Raw genomic sequence first — 24,344 nt, forward strand, 5'->3', positions numbered from 1 at the left:
GCCTCTTTTAATCCTTGCCCCCGAAGGCCATGTAGTAGTGAATCAGCTTCTCAACTTCCGAGAAGTCCCTCTCCTCCTTCCCGAGCATCTCTCTCAGCCTCTTGTTCTCCGCTATCATTCCGGAGAGCTGGATTCCGAGGTTCTGGTTGTCGAGCGCTATATAATAGGAGCGGAACTTCAGGGGCGACCACTTTCCCTCGAGCTCGTATAGCTCCTTTTCGAGAGCATCTATCTCCTTCTCAAGCTTTTCAAAGGCCTCCTCGTCGGCGTCGACTTCATCATCCACGTAGCCATGGAGGAGTATTATCCTTATGGCCTCCTCCAGCCTGAAGCCGTAGCGCTCGCACAGTTCCTCTATCCTTTCGAGGGTCTCATCTTGAACCCTGAAAGTAATCCTCCGCCAGCCCCTCCGCGGCTTAACGGTTATTTTCATCCCTCTTTTCCTCCAGCTCTTTTCTAAGTCTCTTGTTCTCCTCGCTGAGTTCCTTCCTAAAGGCCATCAAAAACTCCTTATCCCTCTTTGCCTTATCCTCGAACTCGAGCAGCTCGCGATAGTTCCGCCTCATCTCGCTGAGCCTCTTCTCCAGCCTGGCCCTCTGCTCCAGGAGGAACCGCAACTTGAGGGCTTTTAGGGTTCTTTCAAGCCCTTCCAGGTCTTTGAAGCGTCTCTCTATCTCCCGCCGGTTCCTCCGTATCTCAGCCAGCTCCTCGGGGCTTACTTCTATCTCCATAGCAAAACTCCCCTTGTCCTCTTTTTTCGCTCCTTCTTCCTTAGGGTTGCCCCGTTTTCGAGCCCTTTAAGCGCCTCTATAGCCAGTGGAAGGGATGAGACCTCTTCTTTCGTGGGCCTTTCGGTTGCCCTATAGTCGAACTTGTCTATGAGAGAGTTCATCCTTTCCCTGAGCTTCTTCAGCTTCTCCAGCTGGACTTTTCTGAGCCTCTCCGCGCTCTGGGGATTTTTCTCCCTGAGGATTGAGTCTATCATCTCGTGGTGCCTTTTGCAGAGGATTGCCTCCGATGACTCATAAACGGGAAGGAGCTCCTCAATCCTCTCCGTGATAGCCTCCACCGTGTCCTTTTCCTTCTCCTCCACGAGAAGGCACAGGAAGCACTCGCCTTCCTTGACCTTTTCCCGGCTTTCGAGGGTTTTGATGTAAGTTGAAAGCATGTGCTCGTAGATTATCGCCACTCCCAGCGGGCCGAGCAACGGGTTCGAGTAGGCCTTTTTGAGGGTCTTCCAGGCGTGGTAGGTGCAGAGGCCAAGGCTCTCCTTGAACTTGGCCCTAACAGCGGGGTCGTTCACGTGCTCGTAGAGGATTGTATCGATTTCAGACTCCTCGTATTCTATGAGTATCCTGCAGACTGGGCAGCCCTCCTTCATAGCCTCCCTGAGGTATATCCCCACGATATCCATCAGTACCACTTCAGTAGTTCGTCGAGGGCTTTCACGGCTCTGTACGTGTTCTGGAAGTTAGATATGCCCATCTCCAGCGAGCGCCTGAAGCCTCCGTTGGGATTCTGCAGTGCCCGGATGAACCTGATGTGGCCCCCTACATAGCGCGCCCTCTTGCCGAGAAGACTGAGACCTCTTGTGGCATAGAACGTCGGCTCCAGGTAGGGGGGCAGCGAGTAGGGCACCTCGGTAAAGCCGCCGTAGACCTCGCATCTGTAGAAGTGGGTGGTGTCTGGGACGGCATAGCCAAGGCCCTTGAGGGTGAAGAGGGCCTGGTAGGTCATGGTCGTGGTGGCCCCCTTCACCCCGAAGCCGTCTCCCTTGCGGAACCCCATCACGAACTCGCGTATCCTTTCCTTGGTCTCGCCGTCCATACGGTAACCCACGGCCGCCAGCGCCCTCATGGCCCAGTAGGTTGCCTCCAGGGGTGTGGCAGTTCCGAACTCCTCACTTCCGCCGAGGCCAACGGCGAACTTCCCTTCTAGCGGGTTGTATTTGGAGAAGAGCAGGTCCAGCTTTTCTCTTGCCAGGTCTCTCGCTCCCAGTAATGACAGTGCCTCGATGGCCATTGCAACGGCCACCACTGCCGTCTGCATCTGGGCGGAAGTGTAAAGGAACTCCACTGTCTTCTCCCTCTCGGGAATTTCGAGCCCGAGTAGGTCGTAAATCTTTACCGCGTAGTACGTGTCGTTAATGTTGGTCTCGTCCAAAACGCTCACGAAGCAGTAGCCGCCGTCCTCGTGGCGCCTCTCCTCAACGTAGCGGATGAGCGCATCAGCGTTAATAAACCTGCCAATCTCACTCAGCTTCGAGCCCATTCTACCGCCTCCCATTATCTCTGGCAGAGAACAGGCGTCATCAGCCCAAAGCGGGCGGTTCGGCTCGAAGCCCGGGCGGACGCCATCGCCCGAAAACCCTTCGAATGGCGGTTAAAAACGTTTGTGGTTCAATCACCTAAAAATTTAATAACTTTAGAGCGGCCTTTAATTTGTGGTGAAATCATGGAGTTTATAGCGTTCACCTATGTCGGGAACTTCGTGGACAAAGAAATAATAACCGACGTTCTATTCAACGTTTTCGACGATGCGAACCGCTTCTTCCAGCAGAATGAGATTCCCGTGAGGTTCCTCTACATAGGAAAACTTGAGCTGGAGCCGGGTTACCTGATAAACCTCAACACCCCTGAGGGCAGGATAAGGGTTTACCCGCTTGAGGCCCTCGTTGAGGTTCTCTACTCCAGACTGCTTCAGGAAATCAACGAGAAAGGGGACATCAAGATGAACAAGATATTTGCCCTCACCACCTTCCCGCTCGTTTCTAGGAATCCCTACTTCGACTTCTACGAGAAGTTTCTGGGCATTCACGAGGTCATCACCGGCCTCAGGATTATGATACTGTCGATGAAGCCCTTCGAGGTTCCCATAGCCCCCGACGATTCCGCCCATGAGCGCAGGATGAAGCTTGAGACGTTTAAAAACAGGCTCCTCAAGGGTATCCTCCACGAAGTCGGGCACAGCTTTGGCCTTGAGCACTGCAGCAACCAGTGCGTCATGCATCCCCCTGCCAACATAGAGGAGTGGGACTCGCGGATCCCGGGCTACTGCGATGAGTGCCTCCTCAATCTGAGGGCAGCCTTAGAAAAGTAACCGACAAGTGTTTTAACCATGAGAACCTATTAGAAGGCATGTGGTTCAGGCGGATAGAGATTAGGGAAATTGAAGGGGCCATAAAAGCAATGCCCCACTACTTTGCGGTTCTCAGGGGAGATGAAGTGCCGAACTTCTTTCTATCAAAGCGGGTGGAAGTGGAATTTGACGAAGATGCGCCATTAGAAGAGCTGTGGGAAATTCACGAAGAGGCTATGGATAGATTGAGGGAGAACGACCTCAGCGAAAGCCCGGAGAAGAGCCTCCTCGACCTCAAAGCGGTTATAGCTGATAAGATCCTCGAGAGCTGCGAGCTCTGCGAGTTCAAGTGCCGAGCGAACAGAAAAAAGGAAATTGGCTACTGCAGGGTGAAGGAGAGCCTCGTTGCGAGTGATTTCCTCCACTACGGCGAGGAGCCGGAGCTGGTTCCCTCTTACACGATCTTCTTCAGTGGCTGCAACTTCCGGTGCGTCTTCTGTCAGAACTGGGACATCAGTCAGTTTCGGGCTGGAGTTGAATATTCACCGAATGAGATGGCGGAAAAGATAACCGTGGCCTTCGCACGGGGAGCCAAGAACGTGAACTTCGTCGGCGGTGAGCCGACTCCAAACCTTCCCTTCATCATCGAGACCCTCAGGCACGTCAAAGTCCCGATTCCAGTAGTCTGGAACTCCAACATGTACATGAGCGAAGAGGCGATGAAGCTTCTCGATGGGGTTGTCGATGTTTACTTAGCCGACTTCAAGTGGGGAAACGATAAATGCGCCCTGAAGTATTCGCGGGCACCCCGCTACTGGGAGGTCGTTACCAGAAACTTCCTCCTCGCCAAGAGGCATTACAAAGCCGAGTTCCTGATAAGGCATCTCGTTATTCCTGGTCACCTCGACTGCTGCACGAGGCAGATACTAAAGTGGATAGCCGAGAACCTCGGGGAGGATGTTAGAATAAACGTGATGTTCCAGTACCGGCCAGAATACGAAGCAGGGAAACATCCAGAGATCAGCAGAACCCTTAAGGACGAAGAGATGATTAAAGCCGCACGGCTCGTGAGAGAATTTGGATTCAAAAACGCCTTGGTGGGCTAACCGCCGGCCCTTGCCAGTCTGAGGACATCCATGAACTTCTCTATCTCTTCGTCTGCCCCTTCCAGAAGCACTCTGTACCTCGGCATGCCGTGGAATGGTTCTGCCTCCGAAATGACCAGCTCAACCTCTGCTCCAGATTTTTTCAGGATGAGCTCTATTTCGTCTGGCGGGATTGCTGTTATTAACTCCTTCCTCATGGCATCAGTCCTCTACGGTTTGGGGTTTTATAGCTTTTCGACACCGAAAACTTTATAAAGAAACCCAACATATGTAATATTGCAGTTACACATGGAGAGGTGATATGACATGAAGAAGTGGTTGGGAATTGGTTTGATGGTGTTGGGCCTCTTCGGCCTCGTGTTTGGAGCAGTCGCGGCATACCAGGGTGTGCCGGGACCGAACCCGGACGTTGAGAGGGCCATGGAGCCTCAAATGGTCGGTCATGGCCACGGTGCCATGGCTGAGGAGAGGGGCATGTATATGGGCCTTGGAGTTAGAGCGACTGACCTGACGGAAGTCAGCATCGACCCTGCCGAAGTTCAGGACTACCTGAGTCAGCTCTCAGTTGAGGAGTTCACCAACCCGCGCGGAGTAACCGTCCAGAAGCTCGTCTACGACGGCGACTATGTTGGCAAGGTCGTTGGTGACTACGACCTCAGCGAGCTGGACGTTTACGCTGCCTACGAGACCCTCAACGGCGTTAGGGTCTTCCTCGCCTACGAGGGCAACATAGTCGGCTTCGTGCTCATGAAGTGAGCACCCCTGCCTCCTTCATTTTTAAGCTTTGGGAGGTGAGAACGTGAGAATCGTTGAAATTATCGGCGGATTCCTTTTGAGGTTTGAGCCTAAAAATAACGGGAAGCCTGTTCCTCAACCCGAGCCGGTGTTGGCGGAAGAGAGGGATAAATAGATGCCTTAATTTTCTTACCACGAGTTTCTTCGCTTCTTCTAAGACTTTTGATGCGTGCCCCTTTGCCCTAACCTTAATCTTCTTCCAGACTATCTCCCCCTCTGGATTCAGGATGAAGGTGCTCCTTATGACGCCCTCGTATTCCTTCCCGTAGCTTTTCTTCTTGCCCCATGCCCCAAGAGCTTTGATAAGCTCTGCGTTGGGATCGCTCAGGAGCTTTATTTTTAGCCCATGTTTCTCTTTGAACTTCCGGTGAGAGTTAACTGAATCCTTGCTTACCCCAATCACCTGAAAACCGAGCTTCTCGAACTCAGGCAGCAGCTCCGTGAATTCCTTGGCCTCGGTCGTGCAGCCGGGGGTGTTATCCTTCGGATAGACGTAAAGAACGGTCCACTTTCCGAGAACGACGTCCCGAAGCGGAGCTTCGTTCTCGTTCTCATTAAAAACCTCGACATCGAGGTGGTTCATCCAATCACCAGGACAATTAGGCTTTCCTAACTTATTAAGGTTTCGTGGGATAAGATTATTAGGGGTAGGGTGAAGTGCCATTTTAGGTGAAGGACATGAGGTTGCCATCCCACAAAACGAAAATCATAGCCACAATAGGGCCAGCCTCCCTGAAGAGGAAGACGGTAGAGGCCATGGTAAAGGCAGGAATGAGCGTTGCACGCATAAACTTCGCCCACGGAGACTTCGAACAGCACGCGAAGACAGTGGAACTGGTAAGGAAAGTCTCCGATAGGCTCAACAGACCCATCGCCATTCTCGGCGATCTTCCAGGAGTGAAGATACGCGTTGGGGAGATCCAAAACGGTTCAGTAACGCTGAGACGCTGGCAGACGATAACCCTCACCACGCGGGATGTGGTTGGCAATGAGGCAGAGATACCCGTGCAGTTCAAGGACTTTCCCAGGATGGTATCCAAGGGGGACGTCATCTATCTGAGCGATGGCTTCATAGCGCTCCGTGTCGAGGAGGTTCACGATACCGACGTGGTCTGTAAAGTCCTCGTTGGGGGCACACTCTTCTCCCACAAGGGCATAAACGTCCCAAATGCGAGGATAGCGATAGACGCGGTGACGGAGAAGGATCTGCAGTTTCTTGAGTTCGCAATCGAGCACGGCATGGACGCTGTAGGAATAAGCTTCGTCGGCTCGGCCTACGACGTTCTGAAGGTCAGGCGCTTCGTGGAGGAAAGAAACGCGAAGATCTTCATAATCGCCAAGATTGAGAGACCCGATGCAGTAAAGAACTTCGACCAGATACTCAGCGCCGCTGACGGCATAATGATAGCCAGGGGCGATTTGGGAGTCGAGATGCCGATTGAGAAGCTCCCGGTGCTCCAGAAAAAGCTCATAAAAAAGGCCAACATGGCGGGCAAGCCCGTCATAACAGCCACCCAGATGCTCGAATCAATGACCCAGGAAAAGCTCCCCACGAGGGCAGAGGTCACAGACGTGGCCAACGCCATCCTCGACGGAACGGACGCGGTTATGCTCTCGGAGGAGACTGCTGTAGGCAAGTATCCCGTCGACGCAGTCAAGATGATGGCTAAGATAGCAAGAACCACCGAAGCCTACCGCGATTCTCTCTGGTCAACGCGCGTGGTAGAGTGGAAGATGAGCGAGTGGAAGGGCCAGATGCCCAAGAAGGGCACAATAAAAGACGCCATAGCGAGGAGCATCATAGAGGCCCTCAACTCGATAGACATCAAGTACATCCTTACCCCCACGAGGACCGGTGAGACGGCCAGGCTGATATCCCGTTTCAAGCCGAGGCAGTGGATTCTGGCTTTCGCCACCGACGAGAAGGTTGCCAACAGCCTCATGTTCTCCTATGGAGTCTACCCGTTCCTCGTCGAGGAGACCAGCGAGCGCGAGATACTGAACCTCATCAAGGGCCTTGGCCTCGTGAACGAAAACGACACGGTTCTGCTGACGAAGGGAACGCCGATAGGGAAGACCGCTGGAACGAACACGATACGGATATTCACCGTTGGGTGAGGCCCTCTGCCTCCCCTCGGTATATTTTAAGGGCGCGGGGTCTCCTGGAGTCTTATTGAAACTACAGGTAGGCGCTATCGTCATAGGCGCTGTCTTCGTCCTCTTTCAATTCTCCTAGAGTCTTATTGAAACAAAACGAGGCGCCGCATTGAAACCTCCTCAAACACACCATAGCTAAACAGATAGCGATAACTTTCAATTCTCCTAGAGTCTTATTGAAACCTCACAAGGCAAGTGGCGGAGAACATTCTAAAGACGTCTTTCAATTCTCCTAGAGTCTTATTGAAACGTCCAGGTCCACTGGCACAGGGTAGTTTTTGAGGTCGTCTTTCAATTCTCCTAGAGTCTTATTGAAACTCAAACCTGAATCTAATCACGCCTGGAGTTTTGATTATTCTTTCAATTCTCCTAGAGTCTTATTGAAACTCCAGCTCGGCGAAGCCCTCCTTAAGGCCGCCCCAGACTTTCAATTCTCCTAGAGTCTTATTGAAACCTGGACGCTCAGGCGTATCTTAGTAAGGTCTATCTCCTTCTTTCAATTCTCCTAGAGTCTTATTGAAACACGGAAGCTTCCGAGCCTCCGGGTCGAGGAAACACAGCTTTCAATTCTCCTAGAGTCTTATTGAAACAGAAGCTTTAGAAGATGCTAAACGATACGAGAACGCTCTTTCAATTCTCCTAGAGTCTTATTGAAACCTGGGGAGAGGTTGAGGAGCGTGATGGCCGTGGTTGACTTTCAATTCTCCTAGAGTCTTATTGAAACTGAACTGGTCTTTCATCTGCTCATACCTCTTGTATATCTTTCAATTCTCCTAGAGTCTTATTGAAACCTACGATAGCAATGGGGACCTTCTGGCCAGGGAGGACTTTCAATTCTCCTAGAGTCTTATTGAAACGCGCGTCAGGCTTCAGAAGAAGAATGGCCTGCCCATCACTTTCAATTCTCCTAGAGTCTTATTGAAACCTCTTGACCGTCAACGTAGAGCCTGTACCTGTACTGCTTTCAATTCTCCTAGAGTCTTATTGAAACAAGACCCTCGAAGAGAAGACCGACGACCACGAAAGACTTTCAATTCTCCTAGAGTCTTATTGAAACGAGCTTTCCCTCCGTAAACAGATGGGAGGCCACTAGTTCTTTCAATTCTCCTAGAGTCTTATTGAAACTCCCGAAAGAAGAGGACAAGCCGAGTGGCAATAACAGCCTTTCAATTCTCCTAGAGTCTTATTGAAACGTTGATGCAAGCACCACCGACTTCTACGTTAACGTCCTTTCAATTCTCCTAGAGTCTTATTGAAACGACAAATTACGGACTATTGGCAACTTTCAAGCTCTATTCTTTCAATTCTCCTAGAGTCTTATTGAAACCCCAAGTTCCGCAGGCTTTTCAACCAGGAGGACTACGCTTTCAATTCTCCTAGAGTCTTATTGAAACCCACTCCCCCGCCTGTCTTTTTCCTTTCCTTTCCCAACTTTCAATTCTCCTAGAGTCTTATTGAAACCTGATAAATAGCAAATGCCACAAGTAAGCCCGGTATGCTTTCAATTCTCCTAGAGTCTTATTGAAACGTATCGCTTCCCTTCTAAGCTCCTCTTCTATCTCATCACTTTCAATTCTCCTAGAGTCTTATTGAAACCGAAAAGAACCGTAAGATTCTCGAAGCCCAAAAAAGAGCTTTCAATTCTCCTAGAGTCTTATTGAAACACTCTCATTAATGAGATTGGGGGGGGTCTAAATGACTTTCAATTCTCCTAGAGTCTTATTGAAACTGGGGTTTGAGAGTTCTTAGGGAAGCAGCCTACTTAGCTTTCAATTCTCCTAGAGTCTTATTGAAACAGTCTTCCCTGATCCAAACTCTCCGAAGAACTCGCTAACTTTCAATTCTCCTAGAGTCTTATTGAAACAGGGCGGCTTTTTCCTTCTTTTGCTCTATAGGGCTATAAAGTGCCTTGAATCTTATAAGTTTTTCTGCGGAGGGGTGATTTCAACGCTACGAGGATCCTCTATTCGGGGCCTTTCAGGAACCTCTCTCAGGAATTTCAGGGCCTGTACAGCTCAAAAAATCCTGTGAACAAGAATGTTCGTGAGACTTCCAAAGCCCGGAGAAAAGAGAAAAATTAATTTTCGGACTTCAAAATCATTTAACAGCCAAAAAGAACGGTTTCCTCTGGAAAATGGGATGAAAACGGCCGTACCGTGCTCTTCTCAACGCTCTGAAAAAATTTCGTTACATCCTAAGGCAAAGATCGTAACAAAAAGTCCGATAATTACCGGGTGTTACTAAAGACTTCCAAACACTTCACCGCCCCCATTTTCCAGAGTTCTGGACGTTGAAGTGAGAAGGCCGGGGATGCCGCAGTATGAATCTGCTCCGAAATCTCTTCGGGCAAGGGTTATAAGTCCCCCTCCAAACTCTCCACCATGAGGACGTTCATAGTCAAGGCCAACAAGGCTCACACCAAGGCCGATTTCAAGCTCAGGGACTTACCTGGAACGAGCGGTAGGATTGACCTGCTCTGCAGGGTCCTTAACTCAGCTTTTCTGCTTTCCCACGGCTTCAGGAAGAACGTCCGCGTCTGGCTGAGCCTCTACGGCCCGCCGAACCCACCGAAGGCGATTCGCTTCGAGGGCCAGGAAATGAAACCCAAAACGCTCAACCCCGACGAGCTGAGCACGGCGAAGCTGATAATCAAAGCTCTGAAGGCAGGAGAGACCCTCCGCGAGCCGAGCAAGGAAGTCCAGGTTCTCCCGGGAATATACGTCAGCAACCTGACCTTTGAAGACATCGTGAGGAGAACCCTGAAAAGCTCGGCCCTCTACTACCTCCACGAGGAGGGCAGACCCATCGAGAGGGTGAACTTCTCGCAGAATGTCGCCTTCATCCTCGGCGACCACGAGGGGTTAACCCCTGAGGACGAGGCCTTTCTTGAGGGCATAGCCGAAAAAGTGAGCATCGGAAGGAAAAGCTACCTCGCCTCCCATGTCGTGGCCTACGTCAACATCTTCCTTGATTCCCTCACTCCTCCGCCTTGAGCCTGAGCGAGGTGTGCTCCTGCTTGAGCTCCTCCAGCTTCTCCAGTATTTTCTCGCTCATCTCCCTGAGCTGAAGGGCGAGCTCCTCGAGCTCTTTTATCTGCTCTTCGAGGGCTCTCTCGCGCTCCTCGATTTCTTCCATAGCTTCGGCGAGCTTTGCTTCGTCCTCTCTCTTGTAGACCTCTATCTTGAGTCCCTCATAGTGCCACTTTATCTTTCCATCCTCGATGCTGAAGGGGACGCTTATCCTCACGACGTCCCCCTTGTCCACCCCCATCTCCTGGAGCTTTTCAAAGACGTACTGGTTGAGCTCCGCCGCGGCCCTTACAACTTCTTCCGGCTCCACCCTTCCGCGTGTTATTGCAAAGAGGACGCGCCTCACCTTGTGGGCGTAGCCGGATGCCCGAACAAAGCCTGTGCTCAGTTTCATGACCACCACCGTAATTGTTTTATCAACCGGGAAATAAATAACTAACGGTGAGAAAAATGAACATCCTCATCTTTGGACCACCTGGGAGCGGCAAATCAACCCACTCAAGGACGATAACGGAGCGCTACGGGCTGACGTATATCTCCTCGGGGGACATGATACGGACGGAGATTGAAAGGGGAAGCGAGCTCGGGAAGGAACTGGAGAAGTATCTCGCAAAGGGGGAGCTCATCCCGGACATCGTCGTCAATACCCTCGTGATTTCTCGCTTAAGGCGCGACAGGAACAACTTCATCATCGACGGATACCCCAGAACGGCAGAGCAGGTTCTCGCGCTCGAGAACTACCTCTATGACCACGGCATAAGGATAGACGTGGCGATGGAGATTTTCATCTCTAAGGAGGAGAGCGTTGAGCGCATCTCCGGGAGGAGGATATGTCCCAGGTGCGGTGCCGTTTATCACCTTCGGTACCGACCCACAAAGGTCCCCGGTAAATGTGACCTATGTGGCTCCCAGCTCGTCCAGAGGGAGGACGACAAGCCGGACATAATCGGGAGACGCTACGACCTCTACGTCAAGAACATGGAGCCAATAATCAAGTTCTACAAGAAGCAGGGCATCTACGTTAGGGTTGATGGTCACGGCAGTATAAACGAGGTCTGGGAGAGGATGAGACCGCTCCTCGACTACATATACAACCGCGAAAAGAAACGGAAAGAACACGAGTAAAGTTTTTTAGTCCCTTCTTCCAACCTTTTTTAGGTGGGGCCCAATGAAGGTGCGGTTTTACGCCACATTCCGGGAGCTGATAGGGAGGAAGGAGATAGAGTTGAACAGTCCCAGAACGGTAGGTGAGCTTATCGATTATCTGGCCGAGCACTACAATCCGGAGATAAAGAAGCAGCTCCTTGAGAGCCCCCGCGCCAAGGAGGCAGGAAAGGCCATAGATGGAATGATCCTCGTGAACGGCCACAACATCCTGCACCTTAAGGGCCTCGACACCGAGCTGAAGGAGGACGATGAGGTGCACATCTTCCCGCCCGCAGGGGGTGGCTGATGGCGGTAGCAGAGCTTTGCCTTTTTCCACTTGGAACAGAAAGCCCGAGTGTGGGCAGGTACCTCGAATCCGTCATCGAAGTCATAAAGGCGAGCGGCCTGAAGTACCAGGTCTGCCCGATGGGAACTGTGGTTGAAGGTTCCGTTGACGAAATCCTCGAGCTGGTCAAGCGCTGCCACGAGGCAATCCTCAAGACTGGCGCGAAGCGCGTTGTGATAAGCCTCAAGATAGACGACCGGGTTGATAAACCGCTCACCATAGAGGGCAAGATGGGGGTTTAACGTGGTTGAATACTTTGACAGGATAGCGAAGCGCTACGACGACTGGTACAGGACAAAGACCGGTCGCTACGTTGATAGGACAGAGAAGTGGCTCGTGTTCTCGATGCTACGCTCTAGGGCCGGTAAAGCCCTTGACCTCGGCTGCGGTACTGGAAACTACACTATCGAGCTCAAAAAGCGCGGCTTTGACGTTATCGGCCTCGACGCGAGCGAGGGAATGCTTGAGATAGCCAGGGCAAAGGGCCTCAACTGCATCAAAGGCGACGCCTACAGTCTGCCCTTTCCGGACGAGAGCTTTGACCTAGTCCTGAGCGTGACCATGTTTGAGTTTATCCACGAGCCGGAGAAGGTAATCGCCGAGATCCACCGCGTCCTCAAGCCCGGCGGTGAGGTTCTCATCGGCACCATGAACGGGAGGAGCTCGTGGTTCCTCTTCAAGCGCCTAAAGAGCCTCTTCGTCGAGACTGCCTACCGCTATGCCCGGTTCTACACCCCCAGGGAGCTCGAACTTCTCCTGAAGAGCGGGGGCTTTACTGAGGTTGAGAGTGCGGGGGTTATCTTTTTTCCCTCCTTCTGGCCCTTCTTAGGTTTGGCCGAGAGGATCGACAGAAAATGCCACAGGAAGTGCAGAAACCTTGCCGCCTTCATAGCCGTCAGGGGAGTGAAGTCTTGAGGAGGACAAGGCTCATAACAAGGGAGGAAGCCTTTAGGCGCGCCGAGCGCATAAAGGAGGAATACGAGGCGATTTATGGCATCGAGTTTGAGCTTGAAAGAGCGTTCATCCCCCTGGAGCAGGTCGTTCCCACCCAGAGGGAGCTGAGCGAGGCCAAGCTGCTGGTCGTCCTTCAGGAGATCAAGCACGGCTACAATGCGCCTATAGTGGTCATACCCCATGGCGGGAAATACTACGTGCTCGATGGTCACCACAGGGCATTTGCCCTCAAAAAGCTCGGCTTCTCCGAGGTCGAGGCCATCATTCTGAGGTCTAAAAACGGCTTTGTTCCCGGCGTTGTGAGAACAGTGAGAAAAGAAGAGTTAGGAAGGCTGGAAGACGTAAAAATAGTGAGGGATTAACCCTCCCAAATCACGTACTCCTTCTTGGCGATGAATATCGGCTCTATCCTCTTCTTGACGATGACAACCTTGTCCTCGCCGTACTTCTTGTAGAGCTCCTGGATGTACTGCTCAAAGACGTTCTCCGGCATGCTCGCCTGGACGGTTATGGTGTTGTTGCCGGCCTTCACGCTGATGCCATCCTTGACGGGGACGTAGGTTATGATGTCCATGTGGGGCTCCAGGCGGAAGTTCGGCTGGTTAATGTCCTTGCCGTTGGGTGCGACGTAGTAAACTATGCTGGCCCTGAGATAGAGGTCAGCGGTGTAGTCCTTCCTGAAGGCTGCAGTAAGCTCGAGCTGGCCGCTCTGTCCCTCCCCGAGGATGTAGATCGGGTTGGCCACTTCGCCGTTAACCTTCGGCGCGCCGTTAAGCACTCCGACGGGGCCGTCCTGGATGAGGACGAAGCGGTAGCTGGTGGCGTTCGGTATCGTCAGGCTGACCTCGACGGGGGTCTCGTTGAGGTGGTTGATGTTGAGGTTCTCCGCAACGACTTCCCTCTTGACCAGCTCGGTTCCGTTGTAAGCCTCAAAGACCAAGGTGGCGTCCTTAACGTCCCTGCCGAAGGCTGAGATCCAGAGTCTAAGCTTCTGTTCGCCGAGTGGGAGCTTTCCACCGGCGGTCGTGCTGTAGAAGGCCTTCCATGTACCGTTCTCGTACTTGTCAATCCTGTAAACTGCGAAGGGCCTGAACTCGTAGGTCGAAACTCCACCGTTGGTGTAGACCGGCTTGAAGTTCGCGAAGAGCATCTGGGCGTCCCACGGCTCGAAGGAGTACGGTATGTGGAAGGCCAGTCTAACGAAGTTGCTGAAGGCTATGCTCTGGTACGCGAGCAGGCCGTAGCCCTGGAAGACGTAGAGGACGTAGGGTATGTCTCCCCTTCCCTGGATGACCTGGCCCTTAGTGAGGTCGATGGTCATTATCGGCTGGTAGGCGTACTGGCCGTTGGTGATGTAGACCACCGTTTTGCCGCTCTCGTTGACGTAGCGGATGTAGTTCGGGTATATCACCTGGAACATGGGGTTGTTCTTGTACTCCCCGTAGGTTATCGCTCCACCGAGGTAGCTTATGGCGTTGAACTTGTAGATGTCCTGCTGCCAGACTATCATGTAGTTGAGCTCCCAGCTCTCGAAGTCGACCTCGCTCTCGTTGCCGTAGTGGGCGAAGAAGTCGGCAACTATGTAACGCCTATCGTAGGCGTGACCACCGTCAGTTGCGGAGCGCCTGTTGCTGAGGAGGCTTGACTCGATCCAGTAGCCGTAGTCCCACCAGCTGGTGGCGCTGTCGAGCGGGTCGCTGTTCTCCCTGAGCCATTTGAGAGTATTCACCCAGTCGGCCGGAACTGAGCCTTGGCTCTTGGCTGTTGTCGTGGCTATGCTGTTCATATACTGAGCGCCTATGATCGGAAGCGGCAGGAACAGGAGGATGAGGAGCATCGCGTAGAGGGCCTTGGTGCTGATGCTATCTTTCATGTTCTCAACAAACAGGAATACCTCGCCTATCGCAACTCCCGCCAGGAGGAGGATTGCGCCCGAGGCCTGGAAGACGAACCTGACCGCCATGAGGAGCAGGTAGACCGAGCCGAGGTAGTAGGTAACGAGGAATACCTCCTTGTAACCGGTGAGGTCGCCCCTGAGGAGCTTTCTGATGAACCTGACAAGCACTATGATGAAACCGGCGAGTGAGAGCAGGAAGATAATTCCGTCCTTGGTCTTGACGCTGTAATAACCGGCTATGGTCTTCCAGTCAGTCTTGGCGAGCTCGGCGACCGTCTGGTAGAGCGGGTTGGACTGGTACGCGGCACCCATGTACTTCAGCAGGTCGGGGCCGAGGTAGAGGTATGCCAGAACGAAGCCGAGGATACCTATGCCCACAACGACCCCGAACCTGTGCTTCTTGTCAGAGTAGTTGAGCTTGAACCTCTCCCCGTAGAGCATTATTGCAACGAGCACGGAAAGCCCGATGAAGGCCTCGAGGGAGAATATGAGGAAGCCCTTTATCCTGACGAAGCCTGTCGGATATAGCGCTATTCCGATGAGCAGCGACAGCGCGTAGATTGGGTAAAATTCTTTAACAAAGCGCTTGAGCTCTTCAATCTTTCCGAATACGAAGAGGATTATCGTGTGTGCTGCCGCGAAGAGCAGGAGGATTCCCACACCGAACTGGCTTCCCAGCCAGACGCCCATGTAGAGGACGCTGGTTATCAGGAAGAGCACCCCTGAGAGGATTTTCTTCCAGTTCCACTCCTTCTCGTCGAGGTACACGATGAGGAAGAACACCGCGTAGAGGAAGAACATCATGAACGGACCTTCACCACGGTTGTTGCCCGAGTAGGTCTTGCTGAAGTTGGCGTAGGAGAACATCATGAACGCCGCTGCCCATACGCCCGCCCAGTTGGAGTGGAGCTTTCTTCCGAGGAGATAAACGGCTATGATGGTCATTGCTCCAACGAACGGCGGCCAGAGCTTGAAGGCATCCATCACGTCGTAGCCGAGCGGACTAACCAGCTTGTAGAAGAACGCCTGCACCGCGTAGAGGCCAAGGGACTCGCTTATTTTAAGCCCCGTGGGAGGATTGGCCAGTGGGAAGTACTTGGGGAGCCACTCTTGGATGGCCAGCTTGTAGAGCTCGTAGTGGTAGAAGGTATCCGGATCGAGGAAGGTCTTGTAGTTGGACGTAACGGCCCTTATCTTGAAGCCGATGTATGCCAGCAGGAGAACTATCAGCGGAAGCCCGTAGGCCTTGAACTTCCGATAGTACTCGGGAAGGGAGGATTTCTCCCCCTTTTTCTTTCGTTTTTCTTTAACGTCGGTTTTCACCATTCGAACCACCTCATTCAACGGTAACTGACTTGGCCAAATTCCTCGGCTTGTCGGGGTCGTTGCCCCTGAGGACGGCGAGATGATATGCGAGGATCTGGAGCGGGACGACGTAAACTATGGGCGTGAGCAGCTCGTCCATTGGAGGCATCTCTATGAGAACGTCCGAGACCCTCTTAAGGCTCTCATTATCGCCCAGGGCTATTATGTATGCTCCCCTTGCCTTGGCCTCCTCTATGTTGGAGAGCATCTTGTCGAAGGTCTTCCCGCTTGGAGCGATTGCAACCACTGGAACGCCTTCCTCGAGCAGTGCCAGCGGCCCGTGCTTCAGCTCACCCGCGCTCAGCCCCTCGGCGTGGATGTAGCTTATCTCCTTGAGCTTGAGCGCTCCTTCCAGGGCGGTGGGGACGCCTATGCTCCTTCCGATGTAGAAGAAATCCCTCTTTTCCTTAAGTCCCTCAGCGAGCTCCCTGAGTGCGCCGTCATGCTTGAGGACTTTCTCAACAAGCTCTGGGATTCTGTTTAGGTTCTCCTCAAGCTGCCTTAAGTACTCCTCATCGGCAGTTCCAAGGGTTCTCGCAAGGGCTATCGCGAGCATGGTGAGAACTGTCAGCTGGGTGGTGTAGGTCTTAGTTGCGGCGACGCCTATCTCTGGCCCGGCGTGGGTGTAGAGCGTTAAGTCGGCTATCCTGGTCGCCATACTGCCAACGACGTTGACTATCGCCAGAACTTTTGCGCCTTTTCTCTTGGCGAGCTTCATGGCCGCTAAAGTGTCAGCCGTCTCGCCGCTCTGGGTTATGGCTATGACGAGCGTATCCTCGTCTATCAGGTCTTCCATCTCATAGCGGAATTCGCTGGCTTCTTCAACGATTGGAACCTTCTTCGCCAGGCGCTGGAGGAGGTATTTCCCGACCAGGGCGGCGTGGTAGGAGGTTCCCATTGCAACGAAGAAGATTTTATCATACTTCGCTATCTCCTTGGCGACATTCTCTATAACTTCCGCGTTGCCGTGGATTGCGTCCCTTATCGCCCTCGGCTGCTCGTAGATCTCCTTCAGCATGAAGTGCTCATAACCAGCCTTCTCGGCCATCTCGAGCGTCCAACCTATCTCCTGGACGGGCTTGTCAACGACTTCGCCTGTTGAGAGCTTTTTAACGACGTAGGAGTCCTTCGTTATCACCGCGTATTCCCCATCGTCAAGGAAAACGGCCCTGTTGGTGTATTCCAAAAAAGCAGGCACGTCGCTTGCCGCGAAGTTTTCTCCCTCACCTATGCCCAGAACGAGCGGGCTCTCGTTCCTCACAAAGTAGAGCCTGTCAGGTTCCTCAGTATATATTATTCCCAGCGCAAAGGAACCTTTAAGCCTTGAGAGTGCCTTCCTAAGAGCCTCCTCAAAGTTCCCCACGGTCTTAAGCTCCTCCTCTATGAGGTGAGCTATGACCTCAGTATCAGTGTCGCTCTTGAAGACGTGTCCCCTTTTGAGGAGCTCTTCTTTTATCTCGCCGTAGTTCTCGATTATGCCGTTGTGGACAAGGGCGATTTTGCCTGAGCAGTCAGTCTGGGGATGAGCGTTAACGTCGTTCGGAACGCCGTGGGTGGCCCAGCGGGTGTGGCCTATGCCCCTTTTTCCTGGCATCTCGAGCAGACCAAGCTTCTCGGTCAGCTCGTCTATCTTCCCGGCACCTTTCCTAATGTGGAGCGCTCCATTTTCCTCGGTGACTATCCCAGCAGAATCGTAACCTCTGTATTCGAGGCGTTTGAGCCCCTTAACGATAACCTGACAGGCCTGTCTTTCGCCGATGTACCCGATTATGCCACACATTTTGCTTCACCGTGTTCTGTTACTCTTTCCCTAAATAAATTCCCAAAGTTAAAAGCGTTTCTCAACCGACTACCTTCAACCCTGTATTGACCATTAATATGCTCTTTGGTGCAACCCTCGATGGGAAGAAAAGCCTTTATACCCACTTATCTATCTCATCTGGGTGGGTCAATGGACAGGAAGCTCGACGAGTTCATAGCCAACGCCGCGCCGAAGGTTTCCGAGAGCGATACGCCCCGCAAAAAGAAGAAACGCCTCAAATCCACGAGCCTGGAATCTTTTCTGCCTGAGGAACACGTGGTTTACTTCAAAAAGCTCCGCATAGGCTCGAAGAAGATAAGAAACGCTAAAATAGAAGAGCTATAGCGCCTCCGCTATTATCGCCTTGTCCTTGAACTGGAAGACAAAGGCCCTTCTTTCTCCCTTCAGGTTCGCCTCAATGCGCTTCCTGAAGCGCCAGTACTCGTTCTCGGGGATGCTTATCCTGAGCGTCGCCCTGCCGAAGCCTTCCTTCCTGAGGAAGTCGTTTATCCTCAGCGGGTGGAACTTGGTGACCCCAACGATGACGTAGGAGCGCTTGAAGTAGTCGCTCTCTATTTTCTCATCGCTCGTCGCCAGAACGCGCCTCTTCTCGCGGAGCAGCATTTCGAGGTTTCCATTGACTGCGTGGAAGAGCTCGTTTATCAGGTCGGCGTAGTCTACCGCCTGCGGAATCTCGTGGAGATAGGCCTTTGGCTCTTCCGTCCATGTTACAATATTTTCGAGGTTCGGGTCGCTCTCCAGGCGGACGCCCTTAGGGAGCATTACCGCGCTCCTCTCTGCCTTTGCCAGCGGCTCAAAGTAGAAGGTCAGTCTGTTGAGGTGGCCGAAAAGGTCTATGTACTCGAATTCTCCTTTCCACGGAACCCTCTCGCGCCTTATCTGCGGGGGAAGGTCAAAGATGAATGCATCGGTTTTTGCTTTGTAGGCTTCGTAGACCTCCAGCGGGCTCGGCAGCAAGTCCTCAAGCCTTCTCTCGGGCATCTCAGGGGGTCTCGCTGGATCCGAAAAGATTACGTCGGCGTTTACCTGCTCAACCACCTCTTTGCTCAGGGAGTCACCGTGGATGAACCTTATCCTGTCCGCAACGCCGTACTTCTCGGCGTTTTTCCTCGCGTAAAAGAGCTTCCTCTCGTCTATGTCTATGGCGTATGCTTCTCTGGCGTACTTGGCGAAGAAGATGAGCTGAATTCCAATTCCACAGCTGACATCGGCTATGCTCTCTGGCTTTACCCTCTCGGCCCTATATCTTGCGACGACCTCGTGGGTGGCGTAGCGCAGCCCTTCCAAGTCCATCCAGAGGTCATCGCGGGAGAACTTGTCCCTGGCCCTGATTCTCGCCCGAGCTATTTCCACTATCTCTTCCCAGTTCTCACCAAGCTTCGCGCGGAGCTTCTTCTCGTCGAGGCCCCTTCTGAGCATCTCAACGGCGAGGTTGATTTGCTCCTCCTTTATCTCGCTCATGTTCCCAAGCTCGGAGGGAAGCTTAAAAACGTTGCCGAACTACTTTGAGTGGTGGCAATAATGAACTGGAAAAGGGTTGCGTTCATTATCATCTCTGAGCTCATAATAATCGGTTCTTTTGGGTATCTCTACGGTATAGCTTCCCAGCCAAAGCTTAGGGACTACGTGGGGGATGAAGTCTGGTACGTCCCCGCCTCAAGGAACATCCTCCACAGGCTCGGCGTCGAGCTGCACTACGTCAACGAAACCACGAACGCCGAAGGGGTCAATGTGATATTCTCCAACACGAGCATGAGGATAAAGTACCAGTACTCCGTCGAGAAGATAGCCCTCCGCTACAACGCCACCTACGAGAAGAAGTACCTCAAGTTCCCGGGCGTTTACTTTGAGATTCCAGTTGAGAACCTCGGGGCTTTTCTGGACGAGCTTGAGCGGGAGATTCCTTCCGATGCCTATTACGTTGTTACCGGCTACTGGTATCCCGACAAGGAGAACATCCAGAACTACCTGAACACAGAGCATCCCTTCCTCGGAAAAGACCTCATAATGCTCGGCATGCTCATCGAGGACAAACCAATCAACTGGCGCCTTCCCGGGCTGATAGCATTTTTCATCCTCAACGTCCTCGTCCTCCTAACCGCGTATAAAATAAGCAGGAGCTACCTCGCGGCTCTCATAGCGCTTCTCTTTTCCGCCGCAGACCCGACACTTCAGGCGACTGCCGTAGCTGCCATGCTCGACATCCACGTGGCGTTCTTTGTTGCGCTCTTCATGGCCCTGCTCGTCTTTGAGAGGAGGTACTCGGCTGGCTTCGCAGTGGGCTTAGCCGCGGCGGCAAAGCTCAGCGGTGCCTTCGGCTGGCCGGTGCTTTTGGTCAGGGCATTCAAACGGGAGAACAATCTCCCGAGCTTCCTCTTCACTATAGCGGCATTCCCTGCCATCGGCTTCCTCCTGCCCAACGTCCCTGCGATGATGGCCATCGGAATCGAGAAGTGGTTCAGGGAGTTTCTCGGCAGCTTCCGCTGGCACCTCAGCTCCAAGGGCGGCCACCCAGCGGCTTCTCCGTTCTGGCAGTGGTTCATAAACAAGAAGGCCTTCGCGCTCCACTACGACCCCAACATCTTCGTTCAGACGGACCCCTTCTTGCTCCTGGCCATGGTGGTCTTTATCTTTGCCATGCCCTGGCTTTACCGGAGGAAGCCGAAAATCCTGGTTCCCTTCGGCATCTTCTGGAGCACGGTAGGCTTCTTTGCCCTCCAGTATCTCCTCGGCGGAACCACTCAGTTCAGCTTTTACGCGACGGTGCTCGTTCCCCCAGCGGCGGTAACCATGGGCGTCGCCCTCAACGAGCTCCTCAACTGGGATGCCTTCAGGGAGTCGAGAGAATTCTACATCGAGTGGGGCATTAAGGTAAAGAATAGGATTATAGGCCGCCTCGGAAGGGGCGAAAGACCAACCGGTAGAGATGACCAGGGCACCTCGGAGAACATTGAGGAGAAGCCGATCACGGGACTGGAAACTTCAAGAAAATGAATAATCGCGACTTGGAGCCTATCCCTTCCTGAGGAACTCTCCGAGGGTGAGCTGTCCTCTCTTCTTTTTCTCCGCCGAGAGCTTCTCCTCGATCTTCCTAAGGGTTTTCCAGCTCCTTCTGACTATCGGCGGAAAGTCGCCGTGCTGCCTGTAGTATTCCTCAAGGAACTTCCTCGTCCTCGGATCGCTCGGATATCCAGAGCCTATCTCGCCGTACTCCTCTTTAAGCCTCTCAATTGCCCTGTCGCGTGTTACCTTAGCGAGTATCGAGGCGGCGGAGACGGGAACGAACTTGTCGTCGGCTTTATGCTCCGCTATGATTTCGGCTTTAAAATCGAGCCTCTTCCCGATTTCATCTCCAAAACGGGCCTCCTTCACGTCAGCCGCGTCTATGTATACCACGTCGGGCTTCACTTTAAGGGAATTCAGGGCTTTCACGAAGTTATCCACTTCGAACTCGTTGAGCGTTCCCTCGCGGGAGTCTATCTGCTCGGGCCACAGTTCGACGATGACGTAGTCGTCGAGAAGCCTGATTATCTCGTCGAACAGCCTCTCGCGCCTTTTTGGAGTGAGCTTCTTTGAGTCCCTCACGCCGAGCTCCTCCAGCTTTGGAACGTTCTTTTCATCAACGACCACAGCAGCTATGACCATCGGGCCGAGGACCGGGCCCCTGCCGGCTTCGTCTATTCCAGCGAGCTTCAAGGTTTCACCTCCTGAAGAGCAGCGCACCGTAAATGACGCCGAGCATTATCGTCGCTATGCCGCTCGGCGGGATGTCCGTGAAGTACGCTAAAACAACGGAGGACAGCTCTATTCCAAGGGTTAGGAAAAGGCTCACGGCAAGTATTTTCCTGATGTTGTCGCTCACCATGAGCGCTATCGCGCCTGGCAGAACCGCCACCACCTGGAGCGTTATAAGCCCAACCGTCTGGACTATGAGGGCGCCTATTGCCCCGACCAGGACGTAGAGAATCATTAGGTAGGCCCTAGCTTTGCCGCCGTAGCTCTCCAGGCCTTCAGCGTCGAAGCTTAGGTAGAGGAAGTCCCTGTAAAGGAGCAGCATGACGAAGAACATAACCGCGCCGCCGAGGACGAGAACCGTCAAGTCGTTGAGCGTTATGAGAAAAATCTCGCCCGTCAAGTAGGAAACTATGTTCTCGCTGAGGGGGAAGTAGGGTCTGCTGGCCATCACCTTGTAGAGTACTCCAAAGCCTAGGACGGTTAGGCCGGCCACGAAGCTCGCCACTATTCCGACGGCAGAATCAGGTGAAAAACCGATCTTTTCAAGCTGGGCGATGAGGAGGACTATTGCAACGGTTACAATCAGCGCAACAAGCATGACCAGACCCATATTTCCGAAGATCAGTCCGAGTATCATTCCCAGAACCGCACCAAAGAGGAGGGCGTGGAATATCGCGTGGGTGAGGAAGGCCAGCCCCTTGGTGTTTATCAGTGGGCTGAGCATCCCAAGGAGGACACTGACCATAACGCTCGCGAGGATTGCCCTGATGAGGTACTCCGGAATCAACGCCCGCCACCCCCGTGGATGTGGGTGTCGCCGATGATGCAGTATAGCCTGTCCTCGATCTTTACCGCCTTTGCCAGTGGGCCGTAAACGGACTTTATAATGGTGTCCTGAAGGACCTCATCTGGCGTTCCAAAGGCTATGAGGCGTCTGTTGAGGAGCATGACTTTGTCCCCAAGGTCTATGAGCGGATTGACGTCGTGGGTGGTGATTATCATGGTTATTCCGCTCTCGCGCTTTATCTTTCCGAGGACGTTTGCCACCTCCACCCTCGCGCTCGGGTCGAGGGCTGAGAGGGGCTCATCAAGGAGGAGAAGCTTCGGGTCAGACATCAAGGCCCTCGCGAGGAGAACCCTCTGCTTCTGGCCGCCGCTCAGCTCTCTAAAGAGCCTGTCTTTAATGTGAGCCAGTCCAACGAAACCGAGAGCTTCCTCGGCTTTCTGGAGAATTTCCTTTGGGATCTTGAAATGGACGAAGCCTTTCCTATAGATGCCGCCCATTGCAACTACCTCAATGGCAGTAAGCGGGACGCGCTCGTTGAGGACGTGGCTCTGGGGGACGTAGGAGATAAGTTCCTTGGCTTCTTCCGGTTTTCTGCCGAATACTTCGAGCTTTCCCGTGTACTCCCTGTGGAACGCCGCTATGGTTCTCAGAAGTGTGGTCTTTCCTGCCCCGTTGGGGCCAAGGAGGAGCAGTGTCTCCCCTTCATCCAGCTCGAAGGTTACGTCTTCCACAGTCCTCTGCCCATCGTAGAGTATCGTGAGGTTCTCGGCCTTTACTGCCTTCATAGTCATCATCCAAAAGATGCCTTTGAAGGGTGCGCTTTTAAACTTTAATGTGCCATCATTGGGCAGTCTTGGGTAATCTCAGTGCAAAAATTTTAAAAGTGGGGCGCTGTACTTCCGTTGGAAAATTTTTGCAAGGCTTAAGCTTATAAGGGCTCAAGCCTAGGGGAGGGAGGTGATGCTCATGGTGTACCATAAGGGTAAGAAGAAAAACAACAGGCAGGTGGAGGGAGACGAGGTAATTCGTGTCCCCCTTCCAAAGGAGGGCCAGCTCTTCGGCGTAATAGAGCAGGCCCTCGGAGCGGGATGGATGGACGTCCGCTGCTCCGACGGAAAGGTTAGAAGATGCAGGATTCCAGGCAAGCTCAAGAGGAGGATGTGGATGCGTGTCGGCGACGTCGTCATAGTCCAGCCGTGGCCGGTGCAGAGCGACCAGAGAGGCGACATTGTCTACCGCTACACCAAGACCCAGGTGGACTGGCTCCTCAGGAAGGGCAAGATAAGCCAGGAGTTCCTCACTGGCGGCGAGCTGCTCTTTTGAGCAACTTTAACCAGTGATAACGATGCGCGAGGAGTTCATCGAACGCGAAATCGAAGAGGTGCTCGGTTTAACAGAGAGGCGCGAGAAGGACAGTGAGCTCTACAAGATAGCCAACGAGGTCTTCGACAGGACGACCAAGGAAACCCTTGCCTATCTCCACCGCAGGGGCAAGATAGAGAGCCTCTACGGCGTGATAAGCACGGGCAAAGAGGCCAACGTCTTCGCTGGAATAGACAGCGAGGGCAACAGGATAGCAGTCAAAATCTACCGCACCTACACCACCGAGTTCCGCAGAATATGGGAGTACTTAGCTGCCGACCCGAGGGTTGGCTACCTGCCAAAGGACATGCGCAAGCTCGTCTTCGTCTGGACGAGGAGGGAATATAAAAACCTCCAGAGGGCAATTAAATACGCGGTTCGCGTTCCCGAGCCGATAATCTTCCGCAATAACATTTTGGTAATGGAGTTCATAGGCGACGAACTGCCGGCCCCGAGGCTCAAAGACGTCGAGAGGGAGTTGACTAAGGTCGACTTCGAGGAGCTCTACGCCTTCACGATGGGCGTTATTGAGCGTCTCTGGAAGCGCGGAGACATGGTTCATGGGGATTTGAGCGAGTACAACATCTTAATTCACGATACCCCCGTTGTAATAGACTGGTCTCAGGCAACGGTAAAGAGAAACAAGATGTCTATCTCGCTCCTCAGGAGAGATTTGAGGAACGTCATCAACTACTTCGCCCGTAAAGGTGTCTCAGTTGACGACTTCGAGGAGAAGTTTAGGGAACTCGTTGAGAGCAGGTGAGA

Annotated in this window: 26 protein-coding genes, 1 pseudogene, 1 CRISPR repeat array and 1 riboswitch; of the genes and pseudogenes, 14 read left to right on the forward strand and 13 right to left on the reverse strand. The window is 53.0% G+C overall.

The window, feature by feature from the left end:
* Positions 1-7: 7 nt before the first annotated feature.
* Genes E3E23_RS00170 through E3E23_RS00185 form a run of 4 tightly spaced genes read right to left on the reverse strand, consistent with a single transcriptional unit; the run spans position 8 to position 2,271 of the window.
* A complete protein-coding gene (locus tag E3E23_RS00170) occupies positions 8-433 on the reverse strand; it encodes a hypothetical protein (RefSeq protein WP_167905530.1) in 426 nt (141 codons plus the stop codon).
* Positions 417-731, reverse strand: a complete 315-nt coding sequence (locus tag E3E23_RS00175) for a hypothetical protein (RefSeq protein WP_167905532.1) — start codon at positions 729-731, stop codon at positions 417-419. Before E3E23_RS00175 ends, E3E23_RS00170 begins: the two co-directional genes overlap by 17 nt.
* The gene (locus E3E23_RS00180; protein ID WP_240920699.1) at positions 722-1,414 is read right to left on the reverse strand and encodes a DUF6062 family protein; all 693 of its coding nucleotides are present in this window, start codon (positions 1,412-1,414) and stop codon (positions 722-724) included. Before E3E23_RS00180 ends, E3E23_RS00175 begins: the two co-directional genes overlap by 10 nt.
* Positions 1,414-2,271: a prenyltransferase/squalene oxidase repeat-containing protein gene (locus tag E3E23_RS00185; protein ID WP_167905534.1), complete on the reverse strand. Its 858-nt coding sequence runs from the start codon at positions 2,269-2,271 to the stop codon at positions 1,414-1,416. The genes E3E23_RS00180 and E3E23_RS00185 overlap by 1 nt, the downstream gene beginning before the upstream one ends.
* A 24-nt stretch (positions 2,272-2,295) precedes the next feature.
* Positions 2,296-2,370, reverse strand: a riboswitch (Fluoride riboswitch).
* An 84-nt stretch (positions 2,371-2,454) separates the two neighbouring features.
* Between E3E23_RS00185 and E3E23_RS00190 the strand changes: the two genes are divergently transcribed.
* Together E3E23_RS00190 and E3E23_RS00195 are read left to right on the forward strand one after the other, a co-directional pair.
* Positions 2,455-3,099, forward strand: coding sequence for a peptidase M54 (locus E3E23_RS00190; protein ID WP_167905536.1), 645 nt, complete (start codon positions 2,455-2,457; stop codon positions 3,097-3,099).
* A gap of 38 nt (positions 3,100-3,137) precedes the next feature.
* Complete coding sequence (locus E3E23_RS00195; protein WP_167905537.1) at positions 3,138-4,184, forward strand: radical SAM protein; 1,047 nt, start codon at positions 3,138-3,140, stop codon at positions 4,182-4,184.
* Here E3E23_RS00195 and E3E23_RS00200 read toward each other — a convergent pair.
* Positions 4,181-4,381, reverse strand: a complete 201-nt coding sequence (locus E3E23_RS00200; protein ID WP_167905539.1) for a TIGR04140 family protein — start codon at positions 4,379-4,381, stop codon at positions 4,181-4,183. The genes E3E23_RS00195 and E3E23_RS00200 overlap by 4 nt on opposite strands.
* Before the next feature lie 109 nt (positions 4,382-4,490).
* Here E3E23_RS00200 and E3E23_RS00205 point away from each other — a divergent pair, with 109 nt between their 5' ends.
* Complete coding sequence (locus E3E23_RS00205) at positions 4,491-4,940, forward strand: hypothetical protein (protein WP_167905541.1); 450 nt, start codon at positions 4,491-4,493, stop codon at positions 4,938-4,940.
* 172 nt (positions 4,941-5,112) lie between these two features.
* Here E3E23_RS00205 and E3E23_RS00210 read toward each other — a convergent pair.
* A pseudogene (locus E3E23_RS00210) lies at positions 5,113-5,562 on the reverse strand (peroxiredoxin); the annotation flags it as partial.
* 95 nt (positions 5,563-5,657) lie between these two features.
* Between E3E23_RS00210 and pyk the strand changes: the two are divergent.
* Positions 5,658-7,097 (forward strand): pyruvate kinase, encoded by a 1,440-nt coding sequence (gene pyk, locus E3E23_RS00215; protein WP_167905543.1) that lies wholly within the window; start codon positions 5,658-5,660, stop codon positions 7,095-7,097.
* A gap of 32 nt (positions 7,098-7,129) precedes the next feature.
* A CRISPR array of direct repeats spans positions 7,130-9,000; the repeat unit is 30 nt; unit sequence CTTTCAATTCTCCTAGAGTCTTATTGAAAC.
* Between the two features lie 517 nt (positions 9,001-9,517).
* The gene (gene trmY, locus E3E23_RS00220; RefSeq protein ID WP_167905545.1) at positions 9,518-10,129 is read left to right on the forward strand and encodes a tRNA (pseudouridine(54)-N(1))-methyltransferase TrmY; all 612 of its coding nucleotides are present in this window, start codon (positions 9,518-9,520) and stop codon (positions 10,127-10,129) included.
* Here trmY and E3E23_RS00225 read toward each other — a convergent pair.
* Entirely contained in the window at positions 10,113-10,559 is a 447-nt protein-coding gene (locus tag E3E23_RS00225; protein WP_167906467.1) for a single- stranded DNA-binding family protein, read from the reverse strand. The genes trmY and E3E23_RS00225 overlap by 17 nt on opposite strands.
* 56 nt (positions 10,560-10,615) lie before the next feature.
* Between E3E23_RS00225 and E3E23_RS00230 the strand changes: the two genes are divergently transcribed.
* From E3E23_RS00230 to E3E23_RS00250, 5 genes are read left to right on the forward strand one after another with little or no spacing between them, the layout of a single operon-like run.
* Positions 10,616-11,290 (forward strand): adenylate kinase, encoded by a 675-nt coding sequence (locus tag E3E23_RS00230; protein WP_167906469.1) that lies wholly within the window; start codon positions 10,616-10,618, stop codon positions 11,288-11,290.
* A gap of 43 nt (positions 11,291-11,333) precedes the next feature.
* Complete coding sequence (locus tag E3E23_RS00235; RefSeq protein ID WP_167905547.1) at positions 11,334-11,618, forward strand: ubiquitin-like small modifier protein 1; 285 nt, start codon at positions 11,334-11,336, stop codon at positions 11,616-11,618.
* Positions 11,618-11,899 carry an MTH1187 family thiamine-binding protein gene (locus E3E23_RS00240; protein ID WP_167905549.1) on the forward strand — a complete coding sequence of 94 codons (282 nt, stop codon included), beginning with the start codon at positions 11,618-11,620 and terminating at the stop codon, positions 11,897-11,899. Before E3E23_RS00235 ends, E3E23_RS00240 begins: the two co-directional genes overlap by 1 nt.
* A gap of 1 nt (position 11,900) precedes the next feature.
* Entirely contained in the window at positions 11,901-12,572 is a 672-nt protein-coding gene (locus E3E23_RS00245) for a class I SAM-dependent methyltransferase (protein ID WP_167905551.1), read from the forward strand.
* Complete coding sequence (locus E3E23_RS00250) at positions 12,569-12,973, forward strand: ParB/RepB/Spo0J family partition protein (protein ID WP_240920701.1); 405 nt, start codon at positions 12,569-12,571, stop codon at positions 12,971-12,973. Before E3E23_RS00245 ends, E3E23_RS00250 begins: the two co-directional genes overlap by 4 nt.
* On the opposite strand, the gene E3E23_RS00255 is transcribed toward E3E23_RS00250, so the two are convergent.
* Entirely contained in the window at positions 12,970-15,834 is a 2,865-nt protein-coding gene (locus E3E23_RS00255) for an STT3 domain-containing protein (RefSeq protein ID WP_167905559.1), read from the reverse strand. The two genes, E3E23_RS00250 and E3E23_RS00255, sit on opposite strands and share 4 nt — an antisense overlap.
* Positions 15,835-15,844: 10 nt before the next feature.
* Positions 15,845-17,653 carry a glutamine--fructose-6-phosphate transaminase (isomerizing) gene (gene glmS / locus E3E23_RS00260; RefSeq protein ID WP_167905561.1) on the reverse strand — a complete coding sequence of 603 codons (1,809 nt, stop codon included), beginning with the start codon at positions 17,651-17,653 and terminating at the stop codon, positions 15,845-15,847.
* Between the two features lie 171 nt (positions 17,654-17,824).
* Here glmS and E3E23_RS00265 point away from each other — a divergent pair, with 171 nt between their 5' ends.
* A complete protein-coding gene (locus E3E23_RS00265; RefSeq protein ID WP_167905563.1) occupies positions 17,825-18,019 on the forward strand; it encodes a PCNA-inhibitor in 195 nt (64 codons plus the stop codon).
* Here E3E23_RS00265 and E3E23_RS00270 read toward each other — a convergent pair.
* The gene (locus E3E23_RS00270) at positions 18,014-19,156 is read right to left on the reverse strand and encodes a methyltransferase domain-containing protein (protein ID WP_167905564.1); all 1,143 of its coding nucleotides are present in this window, start codon (positions 19,154-19,156) and stop codon (positions 18,014-18,016) included. The genes E3E23_RS00265 and E3E23_RS00270 overlap by 6 nt on opposite strands.
* A 60-nt stretch (positions 19,157-19,216) precedes the next feature.
* Here E3E23_RS00270 and E3E23_RS00275 point away from each other — a divergent pair, with 60 nt between their 5' ends.
* Positions 19,217-20,689, forward strand: a complete 1,473-nt coding sequence (locus E3E23_RS00275; RefSeq protein WP_240920726.1) for a dolichyl-phosphate-mannose--protein mannosyltransferase — start codon at positions 19,217-19,219, stop codon at positions 20,687-20,689.
* An 18-nt stretch (positions 20,690-20,707) separates the two neighbouring features.
* Here E3E23_RS00275 and rnhB read toward each other — a convergent pair whose 3' ends face one another.
* Genes rnhB through E3E23_RS00290 form a run of 3 tightly spaced genes read right to left on the reverse strand, consistent with a single transcriptional unit; the run spans position 20,708 to position 23,002 of the window.
* Positions 20,708-21,391: a ribonuclease HII gene (gene rnhB / locus E3E23_RS00280; RefSeq protein WP_167905566.1), complete on the reverse strand. Its 684-nt coding sequence runs from the start codon at positions 21,389-21,391 to the stop codon at positions 20,708-20,710.
* 4 nt (positions 21,392-21,395) lie between these two features.
* On the reverse strand, positions 21,396-22,217 hold the full coding sequence (locus E3E23_RS00285) for a metal ABC transporter permease (RefSeq protein ID WP_167905567.1): 822 nt from the start codon (positions 22,215-22,217) through the stop codon (positions 21,396-21,398).
* Complete coding sequence (locus E3E23_RS00290; RefSeq protein ID WP_167906471.1) at positions 22,214-23,002, reverse strand: metal ABC transporter ATP-binding protein; 789 nt, start codon at positions 23,000-23,002, stop codon at positions 22,214-22,216. Before E3E23_RS00290 ends, E3E23_RS00285 begins: the two co-directional genes overlap by 4 nt.
* A 181-nt stretch (positions 23,003-23,183) precedes the next feature.
* On the opposite strand from E3E23_RS00290, the gene eif1A reads away from it, so the two are divergent.
* Positions 23,184-23,540, forward strand: a complete 357-nt coding sequence (gene eif1A / locus E3E23_RS00295; protein ID WP_167906473.1) for a translation initiation factor eIF-1A — start codon at positions 23,184-23,186, stop codon at positions 23,538-23,540.
* A gap of 22 nt (positions 23,541-23,562) precedes the next feature.
* Positions 23,563-24,342 (forward strand): serine protein kinase RIO, encoded by a 780-nt coding sequence (locus E3E23_RS00300; RefSeq protein WP_167905568.1) that lies wholly within the window; start codon positions 23,563-23,565, stop codon positions 24,340-24,342.
* Positions 24,343-24,344: the final 2 nt, after the last annotated feature.

The sequence above is a fragment of the Thermococcus sp. CX2 genome (assembly GCF_012027555.1).
Classification (GTDB): domain Archaea; phylum Methanobacteriota_B; class Thermococci; order Thermococcales; family Thermococcaceae; genus Thermococcus.

Bases quoted from the DNA above. Each gene is read 5' to 3' on its own strand.
- E3E23_RS00170 (WP_167905530.1), bottom strand. From the start codon at position 433: ATGAAAATAACCGTTAAGCCGCGGAGGGGCTGGCGGAGGATTACTTTC.
- E3E23_RS00175 (WP_167905532.1), bottom strand. From the start codon at position 731: ATGGAGATAGAAGTAAGCCCCGAGGAGCTGGCTGAGATACGGAGGAAC.
- E3E23_RS00180 (WP_240920699.1), bottom strand. From the start codon at position 1,414: ATGGATATCGTGGGGATATACCTCAGGGAGGCTATGAAGGAGGGCTGC.
- E3E23_RS00185 (WP_167905534.1), bottom strand. From the start codon at position 2,271: ATGGGCTCGAAGCTGAGTGAGATTGGCAGGTTTATTAACGCTGATGCG.
- E3E23_RS00190 (WP_167905536.1), top strand. From the start codon at position 2,455: ATGGAGTTTATAGCGTTCACCTATGTCGGGAACTTCGTGGACAAAGAA.
- E3E23_RS00195 (WP_167905537.1), top strand. From the start codon at position 3,138: ATGTGGTTCAGGCGGATAGAGATTAGGGAAATTGAAGGGGCCATAAAA.
- E3E23_RS00200 (WP_167905539.1), bottom strand. From the start codon at position 4,381: ATGAGGAAGGAGTTAATAACAGCAATCCCGCCAGACGAAATAGAGCTC.
- E3E23_RS00205 (WP_167905541.1), top strand. From the start codon at position 4,491: ATGAAGAAGTGGTTGGGAATTGGTTTGATGGTGTTGGGCCTCTTCGGC.
- pyk (WP_167905543.1), top strand. From the start codon at position 5,658: ATGAGGTTGCCATCCCACAAAACGAAAATCATAGCCACAATAGGGCCA.
- trmY (WP_167905545.1), top strand. From the start codon at position 9,518: ATGAGGACGTTCATAGTCAAGGCCAACAAGGCTCACACCAAGGCCGAT.
- E3E23_RS00225 (WP_167906467.1), bottom strand. From the start codon at position 10,559: ATGAAACTGAGCACAGGCTTTGTTCGGGCATCCGGCTACGCCCACAAG.
- E3E23_RS00230 (WP_167906469.1), top strand. From the start codon at position 10,616: ATGAACATCCTCATCTTTGGACCACCTGGGAGCGGCAAATCAACCCAC.
- E3E23_RS00235 (WP_167905547.1), top strand. From the start codon at position 11,334: ATGAAGGTGCGGTTTTACGCCACATTCCGGGAGCTGATAGGGAGGAAG.
- E3E23_RS00240 (WP_167905549.1), top strand. From the start codon at position 11,618: ATGGCGGTAGCAGAGCTTTGCCTTTTTCCACTTGGAACAGAAAGCCCG.
- E3E23_RS00255 (WP_167905559.1), bottom strand. From the start codon at position 15,834: ATGGTGAAAACCGACGTTAAAGAAAAACGAAAGAAAAAGGGGGAGAAA.
- glmS (WP_167905561.1), bottom strand. From the start codon at position 17,653: ATGTGTGGCATAATCGGGTACATCGGCGAAAGACAGGCCTGTCAGGTT.
- E3E23_RS00265 (WP_167905563.1), top strand. From the start codon at position 17,825: ATGGACAGGAAGCTCGACGAGTTCATAGCCAACGCCGCGCCGAAGGTT.
- E3E23_RS00270 (WP_167905564.1), bottom strand. From the start codon at position 19,156: ATGAGCGAGATAAAGGAGGAGCAAATCAACCTCGCCGTTGAGATGCTC.
- E3E23_RS00275 (WP_240920726.1), top strand. From the start codon at position 19,217: ATGAACTGGAAAAGGGTTGCGTTCATTATCATCTCTGAGCTCATAATA.
- E3E23_RS00290 (WP_167906471.1), bottom strand. From the start codon at position 23,002: ATGAAGGCAGTAAAGGCCGAGAACCTCACGATACTCTACGATGGGCAG.
- eif1A (WP_167906473.1), top strand. From the start codon at position 23,184: ATGGTGTACCATAAGGGTAAGAAGAAAAACAACAGGCAGGTGGAGGGA.
- E3E23_RS00300 (WP_167905568.1), top strand. From the start codon at position 23,563: ATGCGCGAGGAGTTCATCGAACGCGAAATCGAAGAGGTGCTCGGTTTA.